Annotated in this window: 20 protein-coding genes; 3 read left to right on the top strand and 17 right to left on the bottom strand. The window is 44.8% G+C overall.

Going from position 1 to position 19,811, the window contains the following annotated elements; genetic code table 11:
- Positions 1-555: 555 nt before the first annotated feature.
- The 13 genes from ACOJQI_RS02065 to ACOJQI_RS02005 form a co-directional block, all read right to left on the bottom strand.
- Positions 556-2,178 carry a mechanosensitive ion channel gene (locus ACOJQI_RS02065; protein WP_421385374.1) on the bottom strand — a complete coding sequence of 541 codons (1,623 nt, stop codon included), beginning with the start codon at positions 2,176-2,178 and terminating at the stop codon, positions 556-558.
- A gap of 144 nt (positions 2,179-2,322) precedes the next feature.
- On the bottom strand, positions 2,323-3,111 hold the full coding sequence (locus ACOJQI_RS02060; protein WP_421383058.1) for a divergent polysaccharide deacetylase family protein: 789 nt from the start codon (positions 3,109-3,111) through the stop codon (positions 2,323-2,325).
- A 148-nt stretch (positions 3,112-3,259) separates the two neighbouring features.
- Positions 3,260-4,183: a diacylglycerol kinase gene (locus ACOJQI_RS02055; protein ID WP_421383056.1), complete on the bottom strand. Its 924-nt coding sequence runs from the start codon at positions 4,181-4,183 to the stop codon at positions 3,260-3,262.
- A gap of 358 nt (positions 4,184-4,541) precedes the next feature.
- Positions 4,542-5,936 carry an LVIVD repeat-containing protein gene (locus tag ACOJQI_RS02050; RefSeq protein ID WP_421383054.1) on the bottom strand — a complete coding sequence of 465 codons (1,395 nt, stop codon included), beginning with the start codon at positions 5,934-5,936 and terminating at the stop codon, positions 4,542-4,544.
- A gap of 60 nt (positions 5,937-5,996) precedes the next feature.
- Entirely contained in the window at positions 5,997-7,043 is a 1,047-nt protein-coding gene (locus tag ACOJQI_RS02045) for a M14 family zinc carboxypeptidase (RefSeq protein WP_421383052.1), read from the bottom strand.
- Positions 7,044-7,434: 391 nt separating this feature from the next.
- Positions 7,435-8,361: a hypothetical protein gene (locus tag ACOJQI_RS02040; protein WP_421383050.1), complete on the bottom strand. Its 927-nt coding sequence runs from the start codon at positions 8,359-8,361 to the stop codon at positions 7,435-7,437.
- A 4-nt stretch (positions 8,362-8,365) separates the two neighbouring features.
- Positions 8,366-9,433, bottom strand: coding sequence for a hypothetical protein (locus ACOJQI_RS02035; RefSeq protein ID WP_421383048.1), 1,068 nt, complete (start codon positions 9,431-9,433; stop codon positions 8,366-8,368).
- Complete coding sequence (locus ACOJQI_RS02030; RefSeq protein ID WP_421383046.1) at positions 9,433-9,882, bottom strand: hypothetical protein; 450 nt, start codon at positions 9,880-9,882, stop codon at positions 9,433-9,435. The genes ACOJQI_RS02035 and ACOJQI_RS02030 overlap by 1 nt, the downstream gene beginning before the upstream one ends.
- Positions 9,879-10,433 carry a sigma-70 family RNA polymerase sigma factor gene (locus ACOJQI_RS02025; protein WP_421383044.1) on the bottom strand — a complete coding sequence of 185 codons (555 nt, stop codon included), beginning with the start codon at positions 10,431-10,433 and terminating at the stop codon, positions 9,879-9,881. Before ACOJQI_RS02025 ends, ACOJQI_RS02030 begins: the two co-directional genes overlap by 4 nt.
- Positions 10,434-10,596: 163 nt before the next feature.
- Positions 10,597-11,397, bottom strand: coding sequence for an arylamine N-acetyltransferase (locus ACOJQI_RS02020; RefSeq protein ID WP_421383042.1), 801 nt, complete (start codon positions 11,395-11,397; stop codon positions 10,597-10,599).
- Between the two features lie 257 nt (positions 11,398-11,654).
- A complete protein-coding gene (locus ACOJQI_RS02015) occupies positions 11,655-12,023 on the bottom strand; it encodes a helix-turn-helix domain-containing protein (RefSeq protein ID WP_421383040.1) in 369 nt (122 codons plus the stop codon).
- Positions 12,024-12,243: 220 nt separating this feature from the next.
- Positions 12,244-12,810: a thioredoxin family protein gene (locus ACOJQI_RS02010; protein ID WP_421383038.1), complete on the bottom strand. Its 567-nt coding sequence runs from the start codon at positions 12,808-12,810 to the stop codon at positions 12,244-12,246.
- A gap of 360 nt (positions 12,811-13,170) precedes the next feature.
- Entirely contained in the window at positions 13,171-13,605 is a 435-nt protein-coding gene (locus ACOJQI_RS02005; RefSeq protein ID WP_421383036.1) for a hypothetical protein, read from the bottom strand.
- 104 nt (positions 13,606-13,709) lie between these two features.
- On the opposite strand from ACOJQI_RS02005, the gene ACOJQI_RS02000 reads away from it, so the two are divergent.
- Positions 13,710-13,865, top strand: coding sequence for a hypothetical protein (locus ACOJQI_RS02000; protein ID WP_421383034.1), 156 nt, complete (start codon positions 13,710-13,712; stop codon positions 13,863-13,865).
- Positions 13,866-14,085: 220 nt separating this feature from the next.
- Here the strand turns inward: ACOJQI_RS02000 and ACOJQI_RS01995 are convergent, their stop codons facing one another.
- Positions 14,086-14,859 (bottom strand): HAD-IIB family hydrolase, encoded by a 774-nt coding sequence (locus ACOJQI_RS01995; RefSeq protein ID WP_421383032.1) that lies wholly within the window; start codon positions 14,857-14,859, stop codon positions 14,086-14,088.
- Entirely contained in the window at positions 14,856-15,350 is a 495-nt protein-coding gene (locus ACOJQI_RS01990; RefSeq protein ID WP_421383030.1) for an AAA family ATPase, read from the bottom strand. The genes ACOJQI_RS01995 and ACOJQI_RS01990 overlap by 4 nt, the downstream gene beginning before the upstream one ends.
- Positions 15,351-15,506: 156 nt before the next feature.
- Here ACOJQI_RS01990 and ACOJQI_RS01985 point away from each other — a divergent pair, with 156 nt between their 5' ends.
- Together ACOJQI_RS01985 and bioB are read left to right on the top strand one after the other, a co-directional pair.
- Complete coding sequence (locus ACOJQI_RS01985; protein WP_421383028.1) at positions 15,507-16,085, top strand: biotin transporter BioY; 579 nt, start codon at positions 15,507-15,509, stop codon at positions 16,083-16,085.
- A gap of 60 nt (positions 16,086-16,145) precedes the next feature.
- Positions 16,146-17,141 carry a biotin synthase BioB gene (gene bioB / locus ACOJQI_RS01980; protein WP_421383026.1) on the top strand — a complete coding sequence of 332 codons (996 nt, stop codon included), beginning with the start codon at positions 16,146-16,148 and terminating at the stop codon, positions 17,139-17,141.
- A 95-nt stretch (positions 17,142-17,236) separates the two neighbouring features.
- On the opposite strand, the gene ACOJQI_RS01975 is transcribed toward bioB, so the two are convergent.
- Together ACOJQI_RS01975 and ACOJQI_RS01970 are read right to left on the bottom strand one after the other, a co-directional pair.
- Positions 17,237-17,632, bottom strand: coding sequence for a VOC family protein (locus tag ACOJQI_RS01975; RefSeq protein ID WP_421383024.1), 396 nt, complete (start codon positions 17,630-17,632; stop codon positions 17,237-17,239).
- A gap of 450 nt (positions 17,633-18,082) precedes the next feature.
- Positions 18,083-19,747 carry a M4 family metallopeptidase gene (locus tag ACOJQI_RS01970; protein WP_421383022.1) on the bottom strand — a complete coding sequence of 555 codons (1,665 nt, stop codon included), beginning with the start codon at positions 19,745-19,747 and terminating at the stop codon, positions 18,083-18,085.
- Positions 19,748-19,811: the final 64 nt, after the last annotated feature.

Here is a 19,811-nt window from a genome sequence, read left to right as displayed (position 1 = left end):
ACGGTTTAGCTTTGCATATCTATTCTAGCAAACCTTTGATGTTTTTTGAAATTTTTACGCCAGATTAGGAAGAGAGCCCCCTGGAATAACCAGTTTATAACTTTTTTCTAAGCAGTGAAAAGGCCCGGAAATACCGGGCCTCATCTTGTACACAAAATCCCGAAATGGTGGCTGGAATGAAATAGTTGATTTCCGCTACAGGCGCACGACTCCGCGGGGCGTGCGGTGAACTAAAAAGCGGAGGCAGCCGTTCAGCACCGTACAGATTGGAGAGCTCTCGCATGAGATAAAGGAATCACGAAGAGCGATAGCGATTCGATGATGACTTATCGGAAGGAGAGAGATCGAAATCTGCTAGGTGCTGGCTGCTGGAGCTGGATGAGCCTCCTCGGCTTCGCCTGTGGGGTCTCACCTGTCCCGCTAGTCCCGCAGGAGGTCGTTCGCCTTCCGCTCCAATCAACCCTTGGAAATTAAAGCCCGATTAAGAATTGGAAAACTGGACATGGAAAGCACCATGTCCAGTTTGTCTTTTTTTCAATAATATACTCTCATTCATTACCTTCTAGGAAATTCATCGTCTGGACGGTTTGGCTGGTTGTCAATGGTGCCGTCTTCATTCATGGAAGATGTCCAGTCGTCTTTCTGGTCTGTCTCTGCTTTTCTCTTGGCTTTTTCTTTATCAACTGAGATATCGGAAAGGTTATTTTCCATTTTGCTCAGATAGTTGGATGCAAACTCTCTGCCTCCAAGTCCGAATGACAGCCCGAATGCCAGGGCCAATCCGCCGAGTACAAGGATGAACGCAGAATTGACAATTGATTGTGCAATGCCCAGCTGATCCAGCGCCATGAAGAAGGCCATGATGATGATCGCATATTTTGCGATTGTCGCCAGTACATTTTTGTTGTTTCCATTCAGGATGCTTGATAACACTTTCTTGGCAATGTTCCCGAGGTAAAGTCCGACAGCCAGAATGACAATGGCCGCGAATACGCTAGGGATGTAAGCAAATACACCCGTTGCCAATGTTACAAGGAATTCAAGTTCAACGATTTGCAGTGCTTCCACAATGAACAGAAGTGCAATGACGAAATGAACAATGTATCCAATGATTTTTGTAATGGTTAATGAATCTGTTGACTCACCTGGCTTCCAGCTTCCCACTTTCATATTGCTCATCAGGGAATTGATGCCCAATTTATTTAGGAAATTCGTTGTCCATCTTCCTGCCATACGTCCGGCCCAAAGACCAACGAGGATAAGGACAATGGCAACTGCAATGTTAGGGATCATTGTCAGGACATCATTAAGCATGTCGATTGCCGGTGCAGAAACCCCTTCGATATCAAGCTTCTCCAACGCCGCAATCACAGTTGGAATCAAGATCAGGATGAATACGATGTTGCCGACGATGGAAGAAAGGGTCGTTCCACCAAGAGTATTCTCCAATCCAAGGCGCCCTCTTAATTTTTCAAGTCCGACAGCATGCAGGAAGTTCGTCACGATTGTACGGACCAGTTTTGCAACGAAATAGCCAACAAGGACAATCAGCGCAGCCGCAAGCAATTTCGGAATGAATGCAAGCATACTGTTCACCATATCCGTGAACGGCTCAGAAACGCCTGTGATATCCAATGCTGAAAGGACGGCAGGCAGGAATAGCAGAAGCACAAGGTAGAACAATACCTTAGCTGTTTTATTGATGCCTTCGTGAGCATCTTTCTCTGTATCTGCCATATTCCATTTCACCAGCAGATGATCGAAGTTCGTTGCCTTTCCAAGCTTGCGGACCCCGAAACTGACCAGCATCGCAATTGCATATGCAAAGAGCAGGATCAGTGCTGCTTTCAGGATGTTGTCAATTGCCCCGAAAATGGAATTCATCATATTCACCAGCGGTTCGGCAATTAAATTAAGGTTCAGGATGTTAAGTACAATGATGAATACGATCAGTAATAAAATCCAGTAAACAATTTTACTGATGATTTTTTCAGAAGAATACTTTTTGTTAGGGATGTGGGAAAATAACTTGTCGTCCATTCCGGTCTTTTTCAGCAGTTTGTAAACCGCCTTCTCAATCCCCTTGGCAACAAGCCACCCGATAAGAAGAACTACTAATGCAAGAATAAAGTCGGGTATCTTCCCCAGGAAGCCCTCAAAGTTATTGTACCAGTTCACGTTGTTCATTCCTTCAACTCCTTTGTCTTTTTCTAACCCTCCTATTCCCATTGGGTTTATTCATTAAACAACTTAATGTTGCAGTTTTATTAAATCTTTGTATAAGAAAAAGCCCCGTTTGTACGAGGCTCTGGGTTTCCTGAACTATTCAAATCGTTCATTGATTAATTCAAACTCCGGGATGATATCAGAAAGAGGGACCGCTTTTGCTTCATCCAGAAACAGCGGAATATACTCTTTGAGGACATTCACCATCTTATCCCCTGTTATCCCGACATGTCCGATGGCAATGATTTCTTTGTCTGTTTTCAATCGTTTGCTGATAAGGTCCGCTTGTTTTGCGATATGCGACGTCGTGTAAATATCATCAAAGAATAATTCATTTTCCAGGAAGGGGACCCCTATTTCTTTTGCCAGTTTTGGAACGACACTTTTAGGAGTTGTCCGGCTGTCGAGATAATATAATCCCCGTTCCCTGCAAACGGTCAGAACGATCCTCATGACTCGTTCATCCGCCGTTGCCTTCGAACCCATATGGTGATTCATCCCGACGGCATGGGGCACCGAGTCGATTGCATCCTCAACCCTTTTTCTTATTTCCTTATTGCTCAAATCTGTCGTTATGGCACCAGGCCCAAGCCAGCTCGATTTTCCCCTCACCGGCTCCATCGGCATATGGACAATCACTTCGTGTCCTAACCGGTGTGCCAGCTCTGCATCCTTCTGTGTCGTTTGCATGAGAGGCATGACAGCAACTGTCAGGGGAATGGGAAGCTCAAGCATTTCCTTTGTTCCGCGCATATTATTACCGAAATCATCAATCACAATGGAAAGAGATTTGGTTTTTAACGAAGTTGGTACAAGTTCCTTTGCAGAGACATTGCCTGTTAAAAATAAAACACCAACTAGAGTTAAAAATATCATTTTCTTCATAAGCTCGCCCCCTATTTGTTTTGGTTAGTATGTGATTTGAAGGGGTGATTTATCAGTGTTGCACAGCTGAAGTCGTTAGCTGCCGGCATAAAAAAAGACGCTGACTGGGTCAGCGTCTTGATTATAAGTATATTAGACAAGCAGGCGCTTAATTTCTATCCGCTTTATCCTGCTCGCGGATTTGATCGATCGGGACGAAAACTTCAAGGTGTCTGTAGAGATTTTCAAATTCCACCGGAAGCAGTCCGCCGAATTCTCCGTCAATATTCAACTGCACTTTGTCCTTGGAGTGCACTTTAATCCGGTTAGCTTGAGTGTAAATGACGTTAGGGTCCTTGATATGGTCGCCCCTTACTGCCAGGCTCGCAATTCGGATGAACTCGGCCAGATTAGTCTTTTTCAAGATGAGCAGAGAGAACATTCCGTCGTTGATGGATGCGTCAGGTGCGAGCTTCTCGAACCCGCCAACTGAATTGGTGAGGCCGATCAGGAATAACATGGCCTCTCCTTCAAACAGCTTGCCATCGTACTCAATCGTAAGGTCGGTCGCTTTGATGGAAGGAAGCATCTCGATGCCCTTCAAATAATAGGCCAGCTGTCCGATCACGGTTTTCAGCTTGCTCGGCACCTCATACGTAAGCTCCGTAATCCGGCCTCCGCCGGCAATGTTGATAAAATAACGGTCGCTATTCATGCGTCCGATATCAACCGGAATGGTGTCGCCTTTGATGATGACATCCACCGCTGCACCGATGTCCCTCGGAATATGCAGTGCACGCGCAAAGTCATTCGTCGTGCCCATAGGGACAATTCCCAGACGGGGGCGGTATTCCTGTTCCGCAAGTCCGTTAACGACTTCATTCAGCGTTCCGTCGCCGCCTGCTGCCACCACAAGGTCGTATTTACGTTGAACGGCTGTACGGGCAGCTTCTGTTGCATCGCCTTCGCAAACAGTCGCATGACAGGAAGTTTCATAACCAGCCTGTTCCAATTTAATCAGTACTTCCGGCAGATGCTTTTTGAAAAGCTCGCGGCCTGAAGTCGGATTATAAATGATTCTTGCTCTTTTCATTCCCCATCATCCTATCTTAATATTTCAAAAGCCTTGAACAGCTCAACAATCGATTTTAATAACTATACTACTACCCCCGAGGCGGTACTACAAACCCGTCCTCTTTTCAATGAAAATAGATGCCTTAATATATTAACGCATCCACCGAAAATATCATACCTCTTTTTAACAAAAAAAGCTAATAGCGAATGACAACCCTTTACCCCTCTAAAGCAATGGGGGACAGTCCCCCGCCGCTTTAACGCGTTACCTCGCGATAGGGGACTGTCCCTTTTAGTGATTTAGTGTGCGAAAGTGACGGTAAGCCATCATAAGAAAAGAGGAACCCGCTTGTGCCGGGTTCCCCTCCTTCTCTCTTTTATTCTGCTGCTTTATTGTTTTTGGTTAACACTTTAAGGCCTTGGCCCATGTCGGATGCCAGGACATAGTTTTTGTCAACGAACACTCCCCAAACATAGCCCCGGTCAGGTGTGTACTGCCCGATTTGCACAGGCTTGCTTGGATTCGTGATGTCTACCATGTAAACACCGCCTGCATAATGTGACAGGTAAAGTGTATTGCCTCTTACTTTCGGATCGTGAACAGTGTTTGCAAATGTCACTCCGTCTTCAACATTGTCTACTAAGTCGGTCTTGAACTCGCTTAATAGTTTTGGGTTCGCCTTATCCTTGATATCGAAAATGCGAGTGTATCCATAAGATTGTTCATAACCAGGTTTTACAGGTACATACACCTCACGAGTTTCAATCAGGAGGTTGCCTCCTTGAGCCAGTGTCGAAGAGTGTGCAGAGCCCTGCTGGTCAGATGCAAATTCCGTACGTCCAAGATACACAGGATTTTCAGGATCTTTAATATCCAAGATGACCGTCCCCAGGTCCCACATGGATACATATGCGTATTGAGCATTGTCATCCACCATCACACTATGGTTGAACACAGCTCTTGATTTTCCTTGAGGATCTTTCCAATTGTAGCCGTTGAAGTCATCAGGAACTCCCTCTACCATTCTCGGATCGAACTCCCACAGCGTTTCCGGTTCTGCCGGGTTGGATACATCAACGATTTGGAAGTCCTTCTCCTCCCCGTGGCTGTAATAGTCAGCATAAGGATTGGATGCGAATACTAAAGCTTTGTCTCCCTGTGTTTCCAGATATAGCTCATGGGTACCCGGTGTTTCACTGTATACTTCCCAGAAGCCGAGCTTTTTCGGGCTATATGGATCTGTCACATCATAAAGAAGGAAACCTCCTGAAGTATCTGCTGTACGGCTCAACTGCTGGACACTTACAACCGCCAGATCCCCTTTAAAATGTGGTGTATTGACTGTTTTCACAATGACTTTTTCCTGCCAGGTCCCCGGCACATCGTCATTCGCAAAAACAGACACCTCAACAGGATTGGATGGATCTTTCAAATCAAACACACGAACTCCGCCATTGCCTCCGTTTGCGGTATGTGTCCCCATGTAGGCGAACCCTTTGTGCGCATAGACATCTGCCGTATTATTCTGCACACCTTCACGAATCTGCTTGATCTGAACCTGGGCTGCTTCCGTCAGGTTGCTGACATTTTTCGAACCTTCCACTTTCGGAAGGGCAAGCGACTCCAGCTGTTCATTCGTGAAGACGGTCACCTCTCCTTTTTCAAGTCCGGAAGTATCTAAATCATCATGGGCAAAGCCGGTTGGTGCAAACGCAGAAAAAACAAGGGCACTGACTAGTGTCGTTGTAACGAACAGATTCTTTTTTTTCAAAATAAAGATCCCTCCAATTTTTTTATAACAAAGCTTTTATGGCAACTTGACGTGAAGGTATTATTCTTCTCCCATCCACTCTTGTTCAGGAAGTGTGTCCCAGAAGCTGGTATCTGCGGTTTCAACGGATCCGTCCGCAAGTGCTTCAACCGTTGCGCTCAATGTTTCAACCGTCTGCTTGATCAGGTAGCCATTGCTCTTCTGACCAAGAATATACGGCTCGTAATAATGGTCGGACATTCCTCTCATTTCAAAAAGAAGAGTCGAGATATCATATCGAACAGCTGCACCATTCCGGCCGATATTTTCACCTGTGCCGCCGCCATATTTTCCAATCAAGCCCCAGCCTTTTGAATTGACAGCATCATAAACGATGGACCCTAATTTTTTCGAGCCTTCGAGAACTTCAGGATTTACATTAGGGTTTGTCGGATATAGCATGGAACCTGACACCAACTCACCGTTGATTCCGCTTAAAGTCCCCTGGTGATGAAGGTCAATCATATAATCAATGTCATATTTCATGAACACCTGCTCATGAAGCGCTCTGGCTTCCGGCTCCATCTCGGAAGTCTCTTTGGCATGCTCCCGGTTCAAATCCACTTCATTGGCGTTATAGCGTGTAAGATGTCTATCCCCATCTGCAAGGTAATCCTCCAGCGAGAAGTTCACGTCTCCCATCGCACCATCTGCGTTAAGCATCGGGATGACAAGAATATTCACATTGTCGAGGACACCTTTTAACTTGTTCGTCCCAAGATGTTTGATGAATTCCAGAGCCCCTTCAGTTGTCAGCTGCTCATTGCCATGCTGCTGGGTCAGGAACAAAATGGTCGGGTTGTCCGGGTTGGACATATACTTTGCCATATGAATGTCCTTGCCTTTAACCGTCTGGCCGATGACTTCGAGTTCCATTGCCTCTTGCTTTGCATCCTGGACCTTCAGGAATTCAGTAAGTTCCGCATATGTAGTTAAGATGGAAGTCTGAACAGAACCGTCTCCTGGGTTAGGCCCGTTCCCCACTGCACCTGCAGGAATTGCCGTCGCTGCAAAACCACCCAAAGCAAGCATGCCTGAGAGTGAAACACTAATTAGCTTTTTCTTCATCTTCTTCCTCCTCCAATGTTTTTAATAGTAAGAATTTTTGTACATGTCCAATATAAATGGTTTTAAAATGGAAGTTAATAGGAGGAATGATTGAATATTTCGGCTGTCTAAATAAGCAAGGGAGCAAATAGTTAGATTGACTCAGCGAAAAACTGTTGTCATAAATCAGGAGAAATGAAGAGGAATCGTGGATATTTCCGGGGAAATTTGTCTTTTATTGTTCTATTATCAGGAATTAATGAACTCTATTTTTTCACTTCCAATTCGGCATCAGTAAAAATTACCTAATTACGTATTGAGAAATAATTACCATTATATTCCTAAAAGAATATTTGATTTGAAGCCTCTTCAAACAAAAAAACACCGGGAGTCCCGGTGTTAGTCTGTAATTCTATCTGCTCTCCATGACAGAGAGTCCAAAGGCATTGCTGACAATGAGTTTATACGTCCCCTTGCCGATGGAATAGCTTCCGTTTTCATTGTACTCCTTAACGTAACCTTCATCGCCGGATTCTGTTACTTCTTTTTGATTCAGCTTCCAATTCTCGTTATCTTTTATATCTCCAACATTCTGTGCCAAAAGGTTAATATCACTTCCTTGTGACAACATGACATTCACCTCGGAGCTTTCTGTCACTGACCAATCACTCAGCAATTGTCTCGGTTTCATTGTAATCGACCCATTGTTCCCTAAAACCTCCAGACCCACTTTTGTCGGAACTACCAGCGTTGCGTTCATTTCGGTATATCTGCTGCCAAATGGATTAGAATCCACAGGAAGCTGCTTAAGCGTGATATACAGACTGTCGCCTTTCACTTCGTAGTGCAGGTAATCTTGCGGGGAATTCAATTTATTTTCTCCTTTTATAAAAGTGGAGCGATAGGTTCCGAACATACTTACTTCATCGCCGGTCCCTCCTTCAATGGTCAGATCCTGCTGGCCGGTATCCAAAACGACCCGCTTGATGCCTTCCTCAATACTTTGATTAAATGTCGGAATCTCCACTGTTTTTTCTTCAGCTGTCATCCAGTTCTGCATAGCTCCCATCACACCGGTCGCCTGCAGAATGGTAAGCCCAATCCCGGCAGTACCGATTACTGCAACAAAGAGGATACTTAACAGGTCGTATTTCACCCTTCCATTCTCTTGATTGGTAAAAAATATAAAGAATAGCATTTCTCCGCCCAATACCACTAGTATGAACGGCCACCACCCTGTCAAAATATATGCTGCATCCCATTCCATAATCTGTGTCAGAAGGGCATTACTCCGAGGAAAATCAATGCCGCCCCCATTGAAATCGATCCTACTCTCCATACTCTCATTGAGAAGCCTCCCCCTTCTTCTTGCTTCCTGTCAACAGCTTGATTCCGCCTCCTATTAGCACAATGCAGACAATAGCCGTCTGAATGTACCGTTCGAACCAGAAGTAAGCATCGACATTCATATATTCATAAATGATGGGCTGAAGGACCGGCAGCGCAATATTGGTCAGCAAGTAATAGACTCCCAACACAACCAGGCCGATTCCGACCCACTTTTGGTGATTCACGAGATAGGAAATGAGGGGTACATCTTCTACCGGTTCCTTTCCATAACGGGATGCCTTTTGCAGGCCATCAAAAAAGCTGTAAAACCAAATGATTGGAACTAGGAAAAGGAAGATTCCCAACCGCATCACATCCATAATGTAAATCGAGAACAGGAAGGCTGCCATCAATTGAATCCCTCTGCGCTGGTACCCCAGGTATAGATGTCCCGCTCCTGGAAAAATGGAAAGCATCGTTGCCAATGATTTTGACTTTTTTCCATCTTCCCGACGGTTCTCGAACTCTTCCAGAATCGATTGATCGACCAGCGTTTCTCCGCGCTGTTTCTTCGCAAGCTGCTGCATGCTGTCAAAAAAGCTGTATACCCACAAGACTGGAAGGAAAGCCAAAAAGACGAGAAATTCTCCGCGGGATGATAGGACCGTCACAAAAATGATCATGACTGCCATGCCCAGGAAGGCCGCCAGTAACGTCACTCCTCTGTTCATCAGTCCTAGCTGGAAGTGTCCGAGTCCAGGGACTGTTGATAGAATGATGGTAAAGAACCTTTCTGATTCGGGAGTACTTGTATCTTCCCTGTCGGTATCTGACTTATTATATAATTTCGATGCTGTGACAGATGTATCAATGATGTTTATAAGATATAAAAGGAAGCCGCCCGCCACGATTAGCATGGCCATTTCATCTCCATTGTGTGTTATTAATATTAGCCATGCTGTAACAATGGCACCTAAGGTACTCCCAGAATAAAACAATCCCCTCAGCACCTTCCCAAGATAAATAAGGCCCCCTCCCGGAAAAAATGCTAATAGAAACGCAATAATTGGATTCTTTTTCATCAGTTTTGTTCCTCCCTAGTTTCTTTTTCGACGTTCTCTATAAAGTTAGTCGTTTTGTTCATCAATTCGTTTGTAATGGACGGGCGTGAGGAACGTTCGAACTCCTCTGTAAACCCGATCAGCTGCTGAAATACACCAGTGTACATCAGTAAAATCGTCATGGCAGCAGCTATTAAATAATGGAAAGCCGCCCGTTGATAAAATTTTTGTTTTTTTCCGGCATCCGGTTCAACAGGCTCTTTGTAACGCTGAATGTCAGCTATTATGCTATCGGTAAAGTGATCCTCAGAAAATCCCGGGAAGGAGGTTTCGCTCGCCTCAAGGGCTGTCAGATAGATTTCCATGCAATCATCACAAGAGTATAAGTGCTCTTCGTACTTTTCGCGGACTTTTTCACTAAGTTCATTCTCAACGTATTTCAGCCATTCTTCATAAGAAACATGCTTCATCGAAACTCTTCCTCCTTCCAGTGTTTTTTCATCCAGAGCCTGGCCCTATAGAGCTTGGTTTCTATCGTCTTCACTCCGACCTGCTGTTCTTCCGCCATTTGTTGATATGATTTCTCTTCTATGTAGTAGTCTTGAATGACTCTGCGATAATTCTCCGGCATCTCGCCAAGCCTCCTCCTGACTAGGAGCCTCAGCTGCTTTTCCTCGAATTTGGCTTCTACCGATTCATAGTCCTCCAACTGTATATCTGCTTTGGGAAGGGCAGCAGGATTATCAGCCATTTCTTCATTACGGCGGGCAGTCTTTCGCTTGGAGTCTATCGCATGATTGACTGCAATTCTGGTAATCCAGGTTTTCAACCCTTGATCCTCGTACTGAGGGAGAGAGGTATAAATTTTCACAAAAACCTCCTGCGACGCGTCTTCAGCATCCTTTTGATTGCGAAGGATGCTGAAGACTGTACGGAAAACATGGTGCTTATATTTTTCAATGAGGACACGGAACGCGTGGTCGCTTCCGTTTCTCACCTTTTCAACAAGCGCTTGCTCCAATACTCTCTCCCCCCCTTTCACCTGGCTCTATATTAATAGACGAACGAACTCCCCCTTTCCCCTACACTTTTTCCGAAAAAATTTTTTCACCCTAATAAAGCCTTGGATTTCTGCATTTTCCAAACAAAAAAACCTGCCAAAGGCGAAAATCCTTTTGACAGGTCTATGTAAATATCTTTATATCCCTTTGTTCCAGGAAGTCGACACTCTCCTGAATGGATTCTTTATCAAAGTGATAAATCTCATTAACGGTATTGATCCATTTATCCATATCCCGCATTTGATACTCGCGGATGTTACGGTAGGTCATGGCTTTAATCGTACCGTTGCGCAAAAAGTAACAAGTGTTGCCGTGAAAACGCACAGCCGTGATTCTCCTCATAACAACATTATTTTCACTGTCCTGATAGGAAGAACTGATGTCTTCCGCCAAGTCCTCTTCTTCAAGCGGGACCCAGACTATTTCTTTTTTCACAAAGGACTTACCGTTGGCTTTGCGGTCAATTTCATACAGTGCCTGATCTTTCTGGGTGAACGTTATTTCCTCGCCAAACCCGTGCAGGATATGCTTCCTGCGGGTTTCAAGTTCCACCGGTTTCATGATCGGGGATCCGTAGCCGACATCAACGTAAAGCTTCCTGTCCTGGATGTTCACCATGATGCCCAAGTGTCCGGGTTTCACACGTACAAATTTGATGTCAAAGCCCAGTTCCCGGAGCAGGCGTCCAAAATTGATGTTCAGGGTGTAACAGGTTCCGCCCCATCCCCTGTTTTGGAGATTATGTACAAATTGCTCCAGGCTTGGAACAAACTCTTTATTCTGGTTAAAGTAATGAAACTTGCTGAATGTTTCATATGGAATCCTAATTAGATGATGCTGGATGAGCCGCTGCAAGTAGTTGATGCTCGGCCGTTCAAGGGTCAGGTTTAAATACGAAAGATATTGCTCTTTGATTTCTCCCACATTATCACTCTTTCATTATTTCCTTATTGAATGCCATAAGGAGGTTACGTACTCTTGTTTCCCTTTATAACTCAGGTTCAATCCTTTGATGTCCTATCTCGGTTATTTTCCTGCTATTTTACCATCTATTTTTAACAGATTCATTGCCTATGCTTTAAATTCTGGATGCAGAGGCCCATTTCCTTTATTTCTTTTTACTTTATCCTGTAAAAAAGAAAAAACGGCCATCAGCGGGCCGTTTACATATATGAGTATTGTTATTGATTCATACGCTCGAAGTTTGTCTCTAAGGTCTTCTTCATGTCTGATGTGAAGCCGTCTTTCATCTGCTGGCGTTCACTGCGGAAATAATCTACCACTTCTTCATCAAACTCGATTTCAATCAGTTCGCGAAGGTCCCAAATTCTCAGGGCAGCCATGATAGATATCAAGTGAGCGACTGTTAATGATTTCTTTTTGAAGTTTACAAGTTCATTGATTGTCGCAACACGCAGGCCGGTGAGGCGGTGCAGGTCACCTTGAGTCATTCCGCGTTCTTTCAGGATCTTCCCCAGCTTGATATTGACTTTGTGAGGAAACTTTTCGAGGGTTTCAATAACAATGGTGTTTGTCTTTTGATGGATCATGCTGTTGCCCCCTAACAGTATTCCTTAATAGAATACCGTGATTTCCGTAATTCGTGAAGAGGGAAACAGTTCCATTTACACACGCACTTTACCCCTTTAAAGCAGCGGGGGACTGTCCCCCACCGCTTTAAAGCACTAAAAGGGACAGTCCCTCTTAGCGCGGTGATGCGTTAATGCATAAAAAGGACCGTCGCCAGATTGGGAACGGTCCTCGCCAATATTACATTTGGACTTGGTTCATAAGGGTGGTCTTGATACTTTGGAAGACTTCGTACCAGATTGTTTCATTTTCTTTGTACTGTGCAGTAAGTCTGCCAATCATCTCTTTTTGTGCTTCCGGGAATGATTCATGATCGCGAGGCGGCAGTTTCGCTTTTTCTTCATCCACCAGCTGCTGAACAACCGGAGCTCTCGGACCCCACACGGCTTCTTCGTTGAAATCATTGTCCAGGAAAATGAAGATCGGGATTGCACGGGATGTACCATTCGTTAAGTACTGATCCATCAACTCCAGGTTTTCATCCCTGTTCAGAGTCCGCACTTCCATGTCGGCTGCTTCGGCCATCTTCAACAAAATCGGAAGGTTCACCATGGCATCGCCGCACCAATCCTCTGTCAATACAATGACTTTCAGCTTCTGTGCTGCAAGCTGCTTCAGGTTTTCCTTCTCATTTTCAGGTATGGAAAAGCCCTCATAGACTCTCTTTAAATTATCTTGGTGGGTGTCCATCGAATTTATATACTCTTCAGGGGTCTGCCCCTTTTCAAACCATTGCTTCAGTTCCATTGATTTCCTCCTTGTGGCTGATCCTGCTGCGAGCGTACTCTTAGCTTATTTCTCTTTTGTCTATTTAACAAGAAATTATACTTTATTTTAAAGTATTGTTTGTAAAAAATATGCCTAGAGGCATATAATTAATTAAAGACCGATTTACATATCCATTGCAACTAAAAACATCCGCGAAAGAACCATACACAAAAAAAGAGACTGCTGCTGCTGCGACAGCCTCCTTGCTATTAACATTTCTGGGAGCTCTCAATTATACTCTTGAATTTCGCGTAATAGTACTTCAGCTCGGTTACGCTATCTGCCTCCTTTATTTTTCCCAAATAGTTCTCTGCTTTGGAATATTGCTCGGGGGGCAATTTAACCGTTGTTTTCTTCTCTTTCTTGGACTTCGCCAACAGGTTTCACCTCATTATTCATTGAAGATCCTCCTACAGAAGAGGTCGTCTCGAGCTGATATTTTGAAAGCTCTTGAAGGTATTCCCATTTTGTTCTTTCCAGGTTTTGCTCGATTTTTCTCGTGATTACCGAACTTCCACCAATGCCAGATAATAAACTGATATAAATCACATACCAGACGGGTACAGTTTCCACGACAGGCAACACTGACAAATAACCGGCCAACACCCCAATAATGATATCTTTTGAGGATCCAAAGACATAGTGCTTCTCTCCATCTTCATCAACGAAAATACGGGGAAATGTAAAGCGGCCACCTTTGAAAACCAAAATATGTCCTAAGCCACCAATACCTCCCATTAACATCGGTAACAGTATCAATTCAATTAAGGACATTACATTCACCCTCTGGAATGATTTACTAATAGTATACATTATTTACAGAATTTTCTGAATAGAGAATTGGACGCAATTTTGTCCCGTACCGAGGAGTGTGCCCTATGCGTAAAATTGTGCTGAAAGTCTCGTCAGTCGACAAGCTTCGATTTCAAAATTACCTCGTCTTAATGCAAAAGGCGGAGAGCAAGGCCGAAGCGGACATGTATTTTCGCCTAGCCAAAAAAATCATCCAAAAAGGCAGGATGAAAAAAAATTAAAATGATTTTTGTACAAAGAAGCCTCTATAAGACATCAAATAGGGTTGTTGTCGCTCTGTTTCATGTACCATAGGAGCACTCTATAAGACATCCAAGCCTCAAATCCCCATGTTCATGCTCCATAGAAGCTTTTCATAAGAACCTCCCTGCGCTCCTTTACTCTCACGAATGATCCATGCCCAATCGAATGGGCAGCCACAATAGCAACCCTATAACCCAGTCACGCTACGGTCAATCGCTGCTTTTGCGCCAGTTCCTCAAGCTTGCGGATGATCGCTTCTTCACAGTCTCCCTGAAGTGCGATCGTTTCGGCCGCATACTCCGACAGCTCCTCATGATAGCCGATCATCACAGCATGGCTTGCATGTTGAAATAACGAAATATCATTGGCATCATTCCCAAACGCAATATACTCAGACTCCTGTACGCCAATTGCTTTCAGTGCGTTCCATTTATCAATGCCCTTCGGAGAAATATCAATCACTTTTTCATTTCTGTGGGTGTGCAGAGTGACATCCAGTTCAGCAAGCTCTTCAGCCATTTTGTCAATGTCCGCCGCTGTCAGGATCAGTACTTTTAGAATTGCGTACAGACTTTCAACCGATACTGAGTTGGCCAGGTTTGCCTGATCGAGGTTGCCAAGGATCGGATGATTCGCAGGGCCCGTATAACTGTAATCCCAGTCCCCATCGATTAAATAAGACGCTTCATGCTTTTCAATCAACTCTTTGATCCGTATAATGTGATCTTCGTGGAAAGCCTGGGAGAAAATCAGGTCTCCGTCTCGGTAGATCATCGAGCCATTCCCGCCAATCAGAATGTTGGTATGAAAACGCGGGTGAAGCACAGGAAGCATGTCGCGAATCGGTCTCGCGGAAGCAAAAATGACCTCATGTCCCTCCTCCGTCAATTTTTCAAGCATCTCCATAATCCGTTCTGACACCGGCTGACCTTTAAAACAAATCGTACCATCCAAATCAAACACGAATTTCATTGAGCAATCCCCTTTGTGCGATTATTATCTGTAAGTATTTTGAGCTTCGTCCGATGAAGTTTGAGCATCTCCAGGATTTCCGGTTTGCTTTTTTTCTCAAACTGATCATTCCATTGATACATTTTTTTCAGCATACTCCATGTCTGCTTGTAGTTCCCTTTCTGAAACCCGAGCTTTTGCACAGTGAATCGTTTAAGGATACGCCACTTCCTCACCGCCATTGGCGTATCCAGGAAAATGATGATATCCGCCTCCCGAAATCCCCGTTCAGTCCAGGTATGATGCACCCCTTCGATGATCCATTTCTCGTGGTCAATGATTCTATTAAACTCTTTGTCCCGGATTTCCGGGCTGTTCCGGATATCTCCATTTTCATGCCTATGCCAGACAACATTGTCCAATTCATATACGGGAATGTCCAATTCTGAGGACAACTTCCTTCCCAGCGTGGATTTCCCGCTGCCGACTGAGCCGATAATATGTATTTTCATTTTCTCACCTTTGAAAAATTCCTTCTCTTCTATTTCGTCTTTCGGTGAAAGAATTCCTTCTTTAATTTTATGTTAACCAATTTAGATAATTAGGTTGACACAAAATGCGATTTTAATATATTCTATTTTCAGAATACATTTAGGGGGATACATACTATGAAACTCAAAGCAATCGACATCACAATGGCTGCCATGTTTGCTGCTCTTATGGCAATCGGCGCCAATCTAACATCCATGCTTGTCATCGGCGGTGTTCCTATTACACTGCAAACATTTTTCTGTGTTTTGGCCGGATTGATCCTCGGCAGCAGACTGGGAGCCATTTCCATGACTGTTTATGCGCTGATCGGTTTAGTCGGTGCTCCTGTATTTGCAGGATTCTCAGGCGGTCCTGGCGTTCTATTGAAACCAACATTCGGATTCATTCTTTCTTATATTCTTGTAGCCTATATTGTCGGCAAAATGGCAGAGGCGAAGCCTGGAAAGAATACCTTCATTATCGCCGCTCTTGTCGGTATGGCTGTGAACTATATCCTGGGCACGAACTGGATGTACGCTGCTTATATCTTCTGGGCAGATGCACCTGAAGGATTTTCTTATGGCATGGCTTGGGCCTGGATGCTTGCTCCGCTGCCAAAAGATATCATTTTATCCGCTTTCGCGGGCGCAGTCGCCCCTCGATTCATGGCAGCCATCCGAAAAAATACCAATACGCTCAATAGAAAAGTTGCATAGTAACTTACATCCGGAAAGCTTGTTTCCGGATTTTTTTATCAAAAGAAGGAGTGGATAAATATGGTTAATTGGAATGAACTTGCCAAACGTGTGATCAATGGAGCTGAATTGACGGACGAGGAAGCCTTATCGATTCTGGACTGCCCAGATGATGATTTCTTGTTATTGCTTCACGGGGCGTTTCAAATCCGGAAACATTATTATGGTAAAAAAGTTAAGTTGAACATGATCATGAATGCAAAATCAGGACTTTGCCCGGAAAACTGCGGCTACTGTGCCCAGTCATCAATTTCCAATGCCCCGATCGAGTCCTACCGGATGGTCAATAAAGAGACATTGCTGCAAGGAGCCGAACAAGCCCATAAGATGAATGTCGGGACCTACTGCATCGTTGCAAGCGGACGGGGCCCAAGCAGCCGTGATGTCAATACGGTCATCAGCGCGGTTGAAGAAATCAAACAGAACTATGACCTGAAGATTTGCGCATGCCTTGGCATCTTGAAGCCTGAACAGGCCAGACGTTTGAAAGAGGCGGGGGTCGACCGCTATAACCATAATTTAAATACTTCTAAAGGACATCACGATAACATCACGACTTCCCATACATACGATGACCGGGTTACGACGGTCAATACGGCAAAAGAAGCAGGCATCTCCCCCTGCTCAGGCGTCATCATCGGGATGAAGGAAACGAAGGAAGACGTCATCGATATGGCGCGGAGCCTGAAAGCTTTGGATGCCGATTCCATCCCTGTGAACTTCCTTCATGCGATTGATGGGACCCCGCTTGAGGGAACCGATGAGCTGGATCCACGTTACTGCTTGAAAGCACTGGCGCTCTTCCGTTATATCAATCCTACAAAAGAAATCCGGATTTCAGGCGGCCGAGAAGTCAACCTGCGAAGCCTGCAGCCTCTTGGACTCTATGCTGCCAACTCCATCTTTGTCGGCGACTATCTCACAACCGCAGGCCAGGAAAGCACAAAAGACCATGAAATGCTTGAAGATTTAGGCTTTGAGATTGATTATGCCACAGAACCAGAAGGAGCACTTTAACACTCTAAAGCAGCGGGGGACAGTCCCCCGCTGCTTTAGAGCGTTAACGCAAAAAAATGCCTGGAGAAGACGAAAGCCCTCTCCAGGCATTTTTTTTAGTGCGGCAGTGTCAGCTGCCAGGATACGCCAAACTTATCATTGATCCATCCAAACTTTTTGCTGAAACCATAATCACCCATAGGCATCAACACGCCCCCGCCTTCTGATAACTTCTCATAAAGCCGGTCGATTTCCTCTTCTGTGTCGCATGTCAGAAATAAAGAAAATGAAGGTGTAAAGGTGAAGTCATGCTGGATGTTGCTGTCTATGCACATAATCTCCTGGCCGTTCAGATTAAAAACAGCCTGCATCACACTGCCTTCCTCGCCTGGTTCACCCGGACCATATCTGGTGATGCGGGTTACTTCAGACTTATCAATTAGTGAGGTGTAGTAATTCATTGCCTCTTCCGCATTTCCTTGGAACATTAAAAACGGTGTCACCTTTGCCATTCAGCTCAACTCCTTTATTTTTCCAGTTGGCGTTCATACCGTATGTAAGAGTACAGCCTGTATGCCACTGGCCAAGTAATAACAATGATACCATTCATAAAAGCAATTCGCCGAACCACACTGAGATTCCTGCCGGCCGGGGCTTTAACGCTTCACCGCGCGAAGAGGGACTGTCCCTCTTCGCGCGGTAGTGCATTAAAGGATATGGTGCGGTGTACAGACTTGGAGGTGTCTATCGTCGAGTTTTATGCTTCTATCGACGAGTTTGGTCTTTCTATCAACGAGTTCAACCAATCTATCGACGAGTTCTGGTATTCTATCAATCACTTTCCTTGTTCTATCGACCATTCGACAAATTTCGGGGCGTAACTGGCACAACCCGAATAGCATAACGCAAAGAGCACCATTCCCCTGAAGGGAATGGTGCTTCCTGCTATGAATATGAATTGCTTATTTCACGCCGACTGCGTCAAAGGCCGCGTTGACGCTTCCCACTTCCGCACTTCCAGCCCCGTATAGGTCAGTCGCGGATTGGACTGCCGCCGAACGAAGTTGGCTGAAGGTTGAAGATGGTGTCAGGTATTGTGTCAGGGCACGGTAATAGATTTTACCGACTTTATCAGTGCCGATTCCTGTTACTTTTACACCATAGTGAGTGCCGCCCTGACTTAACAGATAGGCCGCTTTGTTTCCGATACCACTGTTGATATGGACTCCGCCATTATCTCCGGTTCCAGTGTATCGGATGGAATAGTGGTCAGGATCCCCTTCTACTGTCGGATCTGACATGGATCTTAAGCCATCTCCATTTTTATTAGGAGTGTAGATGTCCTCACCCACCAGCCAGTCTGGATTATTGTTGGCATGGTGTTCCACCAGCGTTCCGAATACATCGGACATCGACTCGTTGATCGCGCCGGATTCGTTCTGATAGATCAAGTCAGCGGTTGTATCTGTCACGGCATGCGTCAGCTCATGGGCAACGACATCCAATGCTCCTGATAGCGGGATGAATGTGGATCCGTCCCCGTCACCATAGACCATTTGCTGGCCGTTCCAGAAGGCATTGTTATAGCTGCGGCTGTAATGGACAGTTGATTTCAAAGCTGCCCCATTCCCATCATAGCTGTTGCGGTTATGGACATTTTTATAGTAATCATAAGTCTCTCCCGCATAGGCATGAGCATCAACTGCCGCTCCGTCATAGGAAGCATTCAGCACATTGTCAGCATCGGCCCATAGATTCCCAGGGAGTCTTGTGCGAGTCTGCGCATCATACGTGAATACCCCGCTGCCCCTTGTATTATCCTGCAGATAATACGTTGAAGAAGAGAGATATGTGTTGATGGATTTCGTATCACCTAATACCCCTTTTCCTGTTCCAACGGTGTTAGAGCCGGCAGTTGGCTCTCCACCGCCTCCTGGCTTGCCTCCATTGCCTTTTCCAGTATGGATTTCATTTATTTTTGATAGAATTTCCCCTGTTGACGCATCAACAAAGTAGTTCCAATTTCCCGGCTCAGGCGCAAGGAAGTTATAGTTTACCAGATAGGCATAATTGGCTTTTCCACCTTCTACAAATACGACCATCTCACTTGTCGGTTCATATTCGTATGATGGCTGGCTGCCTACCGTATCGATAAGATCTTGTTCACCGATTGTGACAGCTTCTTTTTTCTTCAGTTTCTTTTCGCCTTTTACTTTTTTATCAAGCTCTGGAAGCGCTGCTCCGGAAAGCGCGGTCAGCACACCATCTTTATTGACATGGGCCGTTACTACTGAACCGTAAACAGGAGTCCCTTTATAAACCTGCTGCAGCTTAAGGTATGTAAACCCGAGGTTGTCCTTCTTTTTCTCTTTCACTTCAAAGGAAGTTTTGGCATCACCAGTAAACTTTAAATCTTTCTTTTTGGAATTGAGATAGTTATAGACAATAGTTTCTGCATCACTTTTAGAAGGGGCGGTCAATTTTCCGGAAATAAATTCAGGGGTACCTGCTTTCTCGCTCCAATTGATTTTTTCTGATAAATCAGGAGCACCAAAAGCTGTTGAGGAAAGGGCCGGACTCACCATCAGTCCTGCGGTCAAACCTAGAGCCATCATCTTTTTCTTCATTAATAACACCACTCCATTCTGATTTTTCTAAAAATTTAGATTACATATCAAATATAGGTGATAT

It is taken from the genome of Bacillus salacetis, from assembly GCF_049177075.1.
GTDB lineage: Bacteria > Bacillota > Bacilli > Bacillales > Bacillaceae_B > Rossellomorea > Rossellomorea salacetis_A.
Note: the sequence above shows the minus strand (reverse complement) of the source record. Positions and strands in the feature narration are given on the sequence as shown.

Coding starts and splice junctions, on each gene's coding strand:
- ACOJQI_RS02060 (WP_421383058.1), bottom strand. CDS start 3,111: ATGAAGAAAATGATATTTTTAACTCTAGTTGGTGTTTTATTTTTAACA.
- ACOJQI_RS02055 (WP_421383056.1), bottom strand. CDS start 4,183: ATGAAAAGAGCAAGAATCATTTATAATCCGACTTCAGGCCGCGAGCTT.
- ACOJQI_RS02045 (WP_421383052.1), bottom strand. CDS start 7,043: ATGAAGAAAAAGCTAATTAGTGTTTCACTCTCAGGCATGCTTGCTTTG.
- ACOJQI_RS02040 (WP_421383050.1), bottom strand. CDS start 8,361: ATGGAGAGTAGGATCGATTTCAATGGGGGCGGCATTGATTTTCCTCGG.
- ACOJQI_RS02035 (WP_421383048.1), bottom strand. CDS start 9,433: ATGAAAAAGAATCCAATTATTGCGTTTCTATTAGCATTTTTTCCGGGA.
- ACOJQI_RS02030 (WP_421383046.1), bottom strand. CDS start 9,882: ATGAAGCATGTTTCTTATGAAGAATGGCTGAAATACGTTGAGAATGAA.
- ACOJQI_RS02015 (WP_421383040.1), bottom strand. CDS start 12,023: ATGATCCATCAAAAGACAAACACCATTGTTATTGAAACCCTCGAAAAG.
- ACOJQI_RS02010 (WP_421383038.1), bottom strand. CDS start 12,810: ATGGAACTGAAGCAATGGTTTGAAAAGGGGCAGACCCCTGAAGAGTAT.
- ACOJQI_RS02005 (WP_421383036.1), bottom strand. CDS start 13,605: ATGTCCTTAATTGAATTGATACTGTTACCGATGTTAATGGGAGGTATT.
- ACOJQI_RS02000 (WP_421383034.1), top strand. CDS start 13,710: ATGCGTAAAATTGTGCTGAAAGTCTCGTCAGTCGACAAGCTTCGATTT.
- ACOJQI_RS01995 (WP_421383032.1), bottom strand. CDS start 14,859: ATGAAATTCGTGTTTGATTTGGATGGTACGATTTGTTTTAAAGGTCAG.
- ACOJQI_RS01990 (WP_421383030.1), bottom strand. CDS start 15,350: ATGAAAATACATATTATCGGCTCAGTCGGCAGCGGGAAATCCACGCTG.
- ACOJQI_RS01985 (WP_421383028.1), top strand. CDS start 15,507: ATGAAACTCAAAGCAATCGACATCACAATGGCTGCCATGTTTGCTGCT.
- bioB (WP_421383026.1), top strand. CDS start 16,146: ATGGTTAATTGGAATGAACTTGCCAAACGTGTGATCAATGGAGCTGAA.
- ACOJQI_RS01975 (WP_421383024.1), bottom strand. CDS start 17,632: ATGGCAAAGGTGACACCGTTTTTAATGTTCCAAGGAAATGCGGAAGAG.
- ACOJQI_RS01970 (WP_421383022.1), bottom strand. CDS start 19,747: ATGAAGAAAAAGATGATGGCTCTAGGTTTGACCGCAGGACTGATGGTG.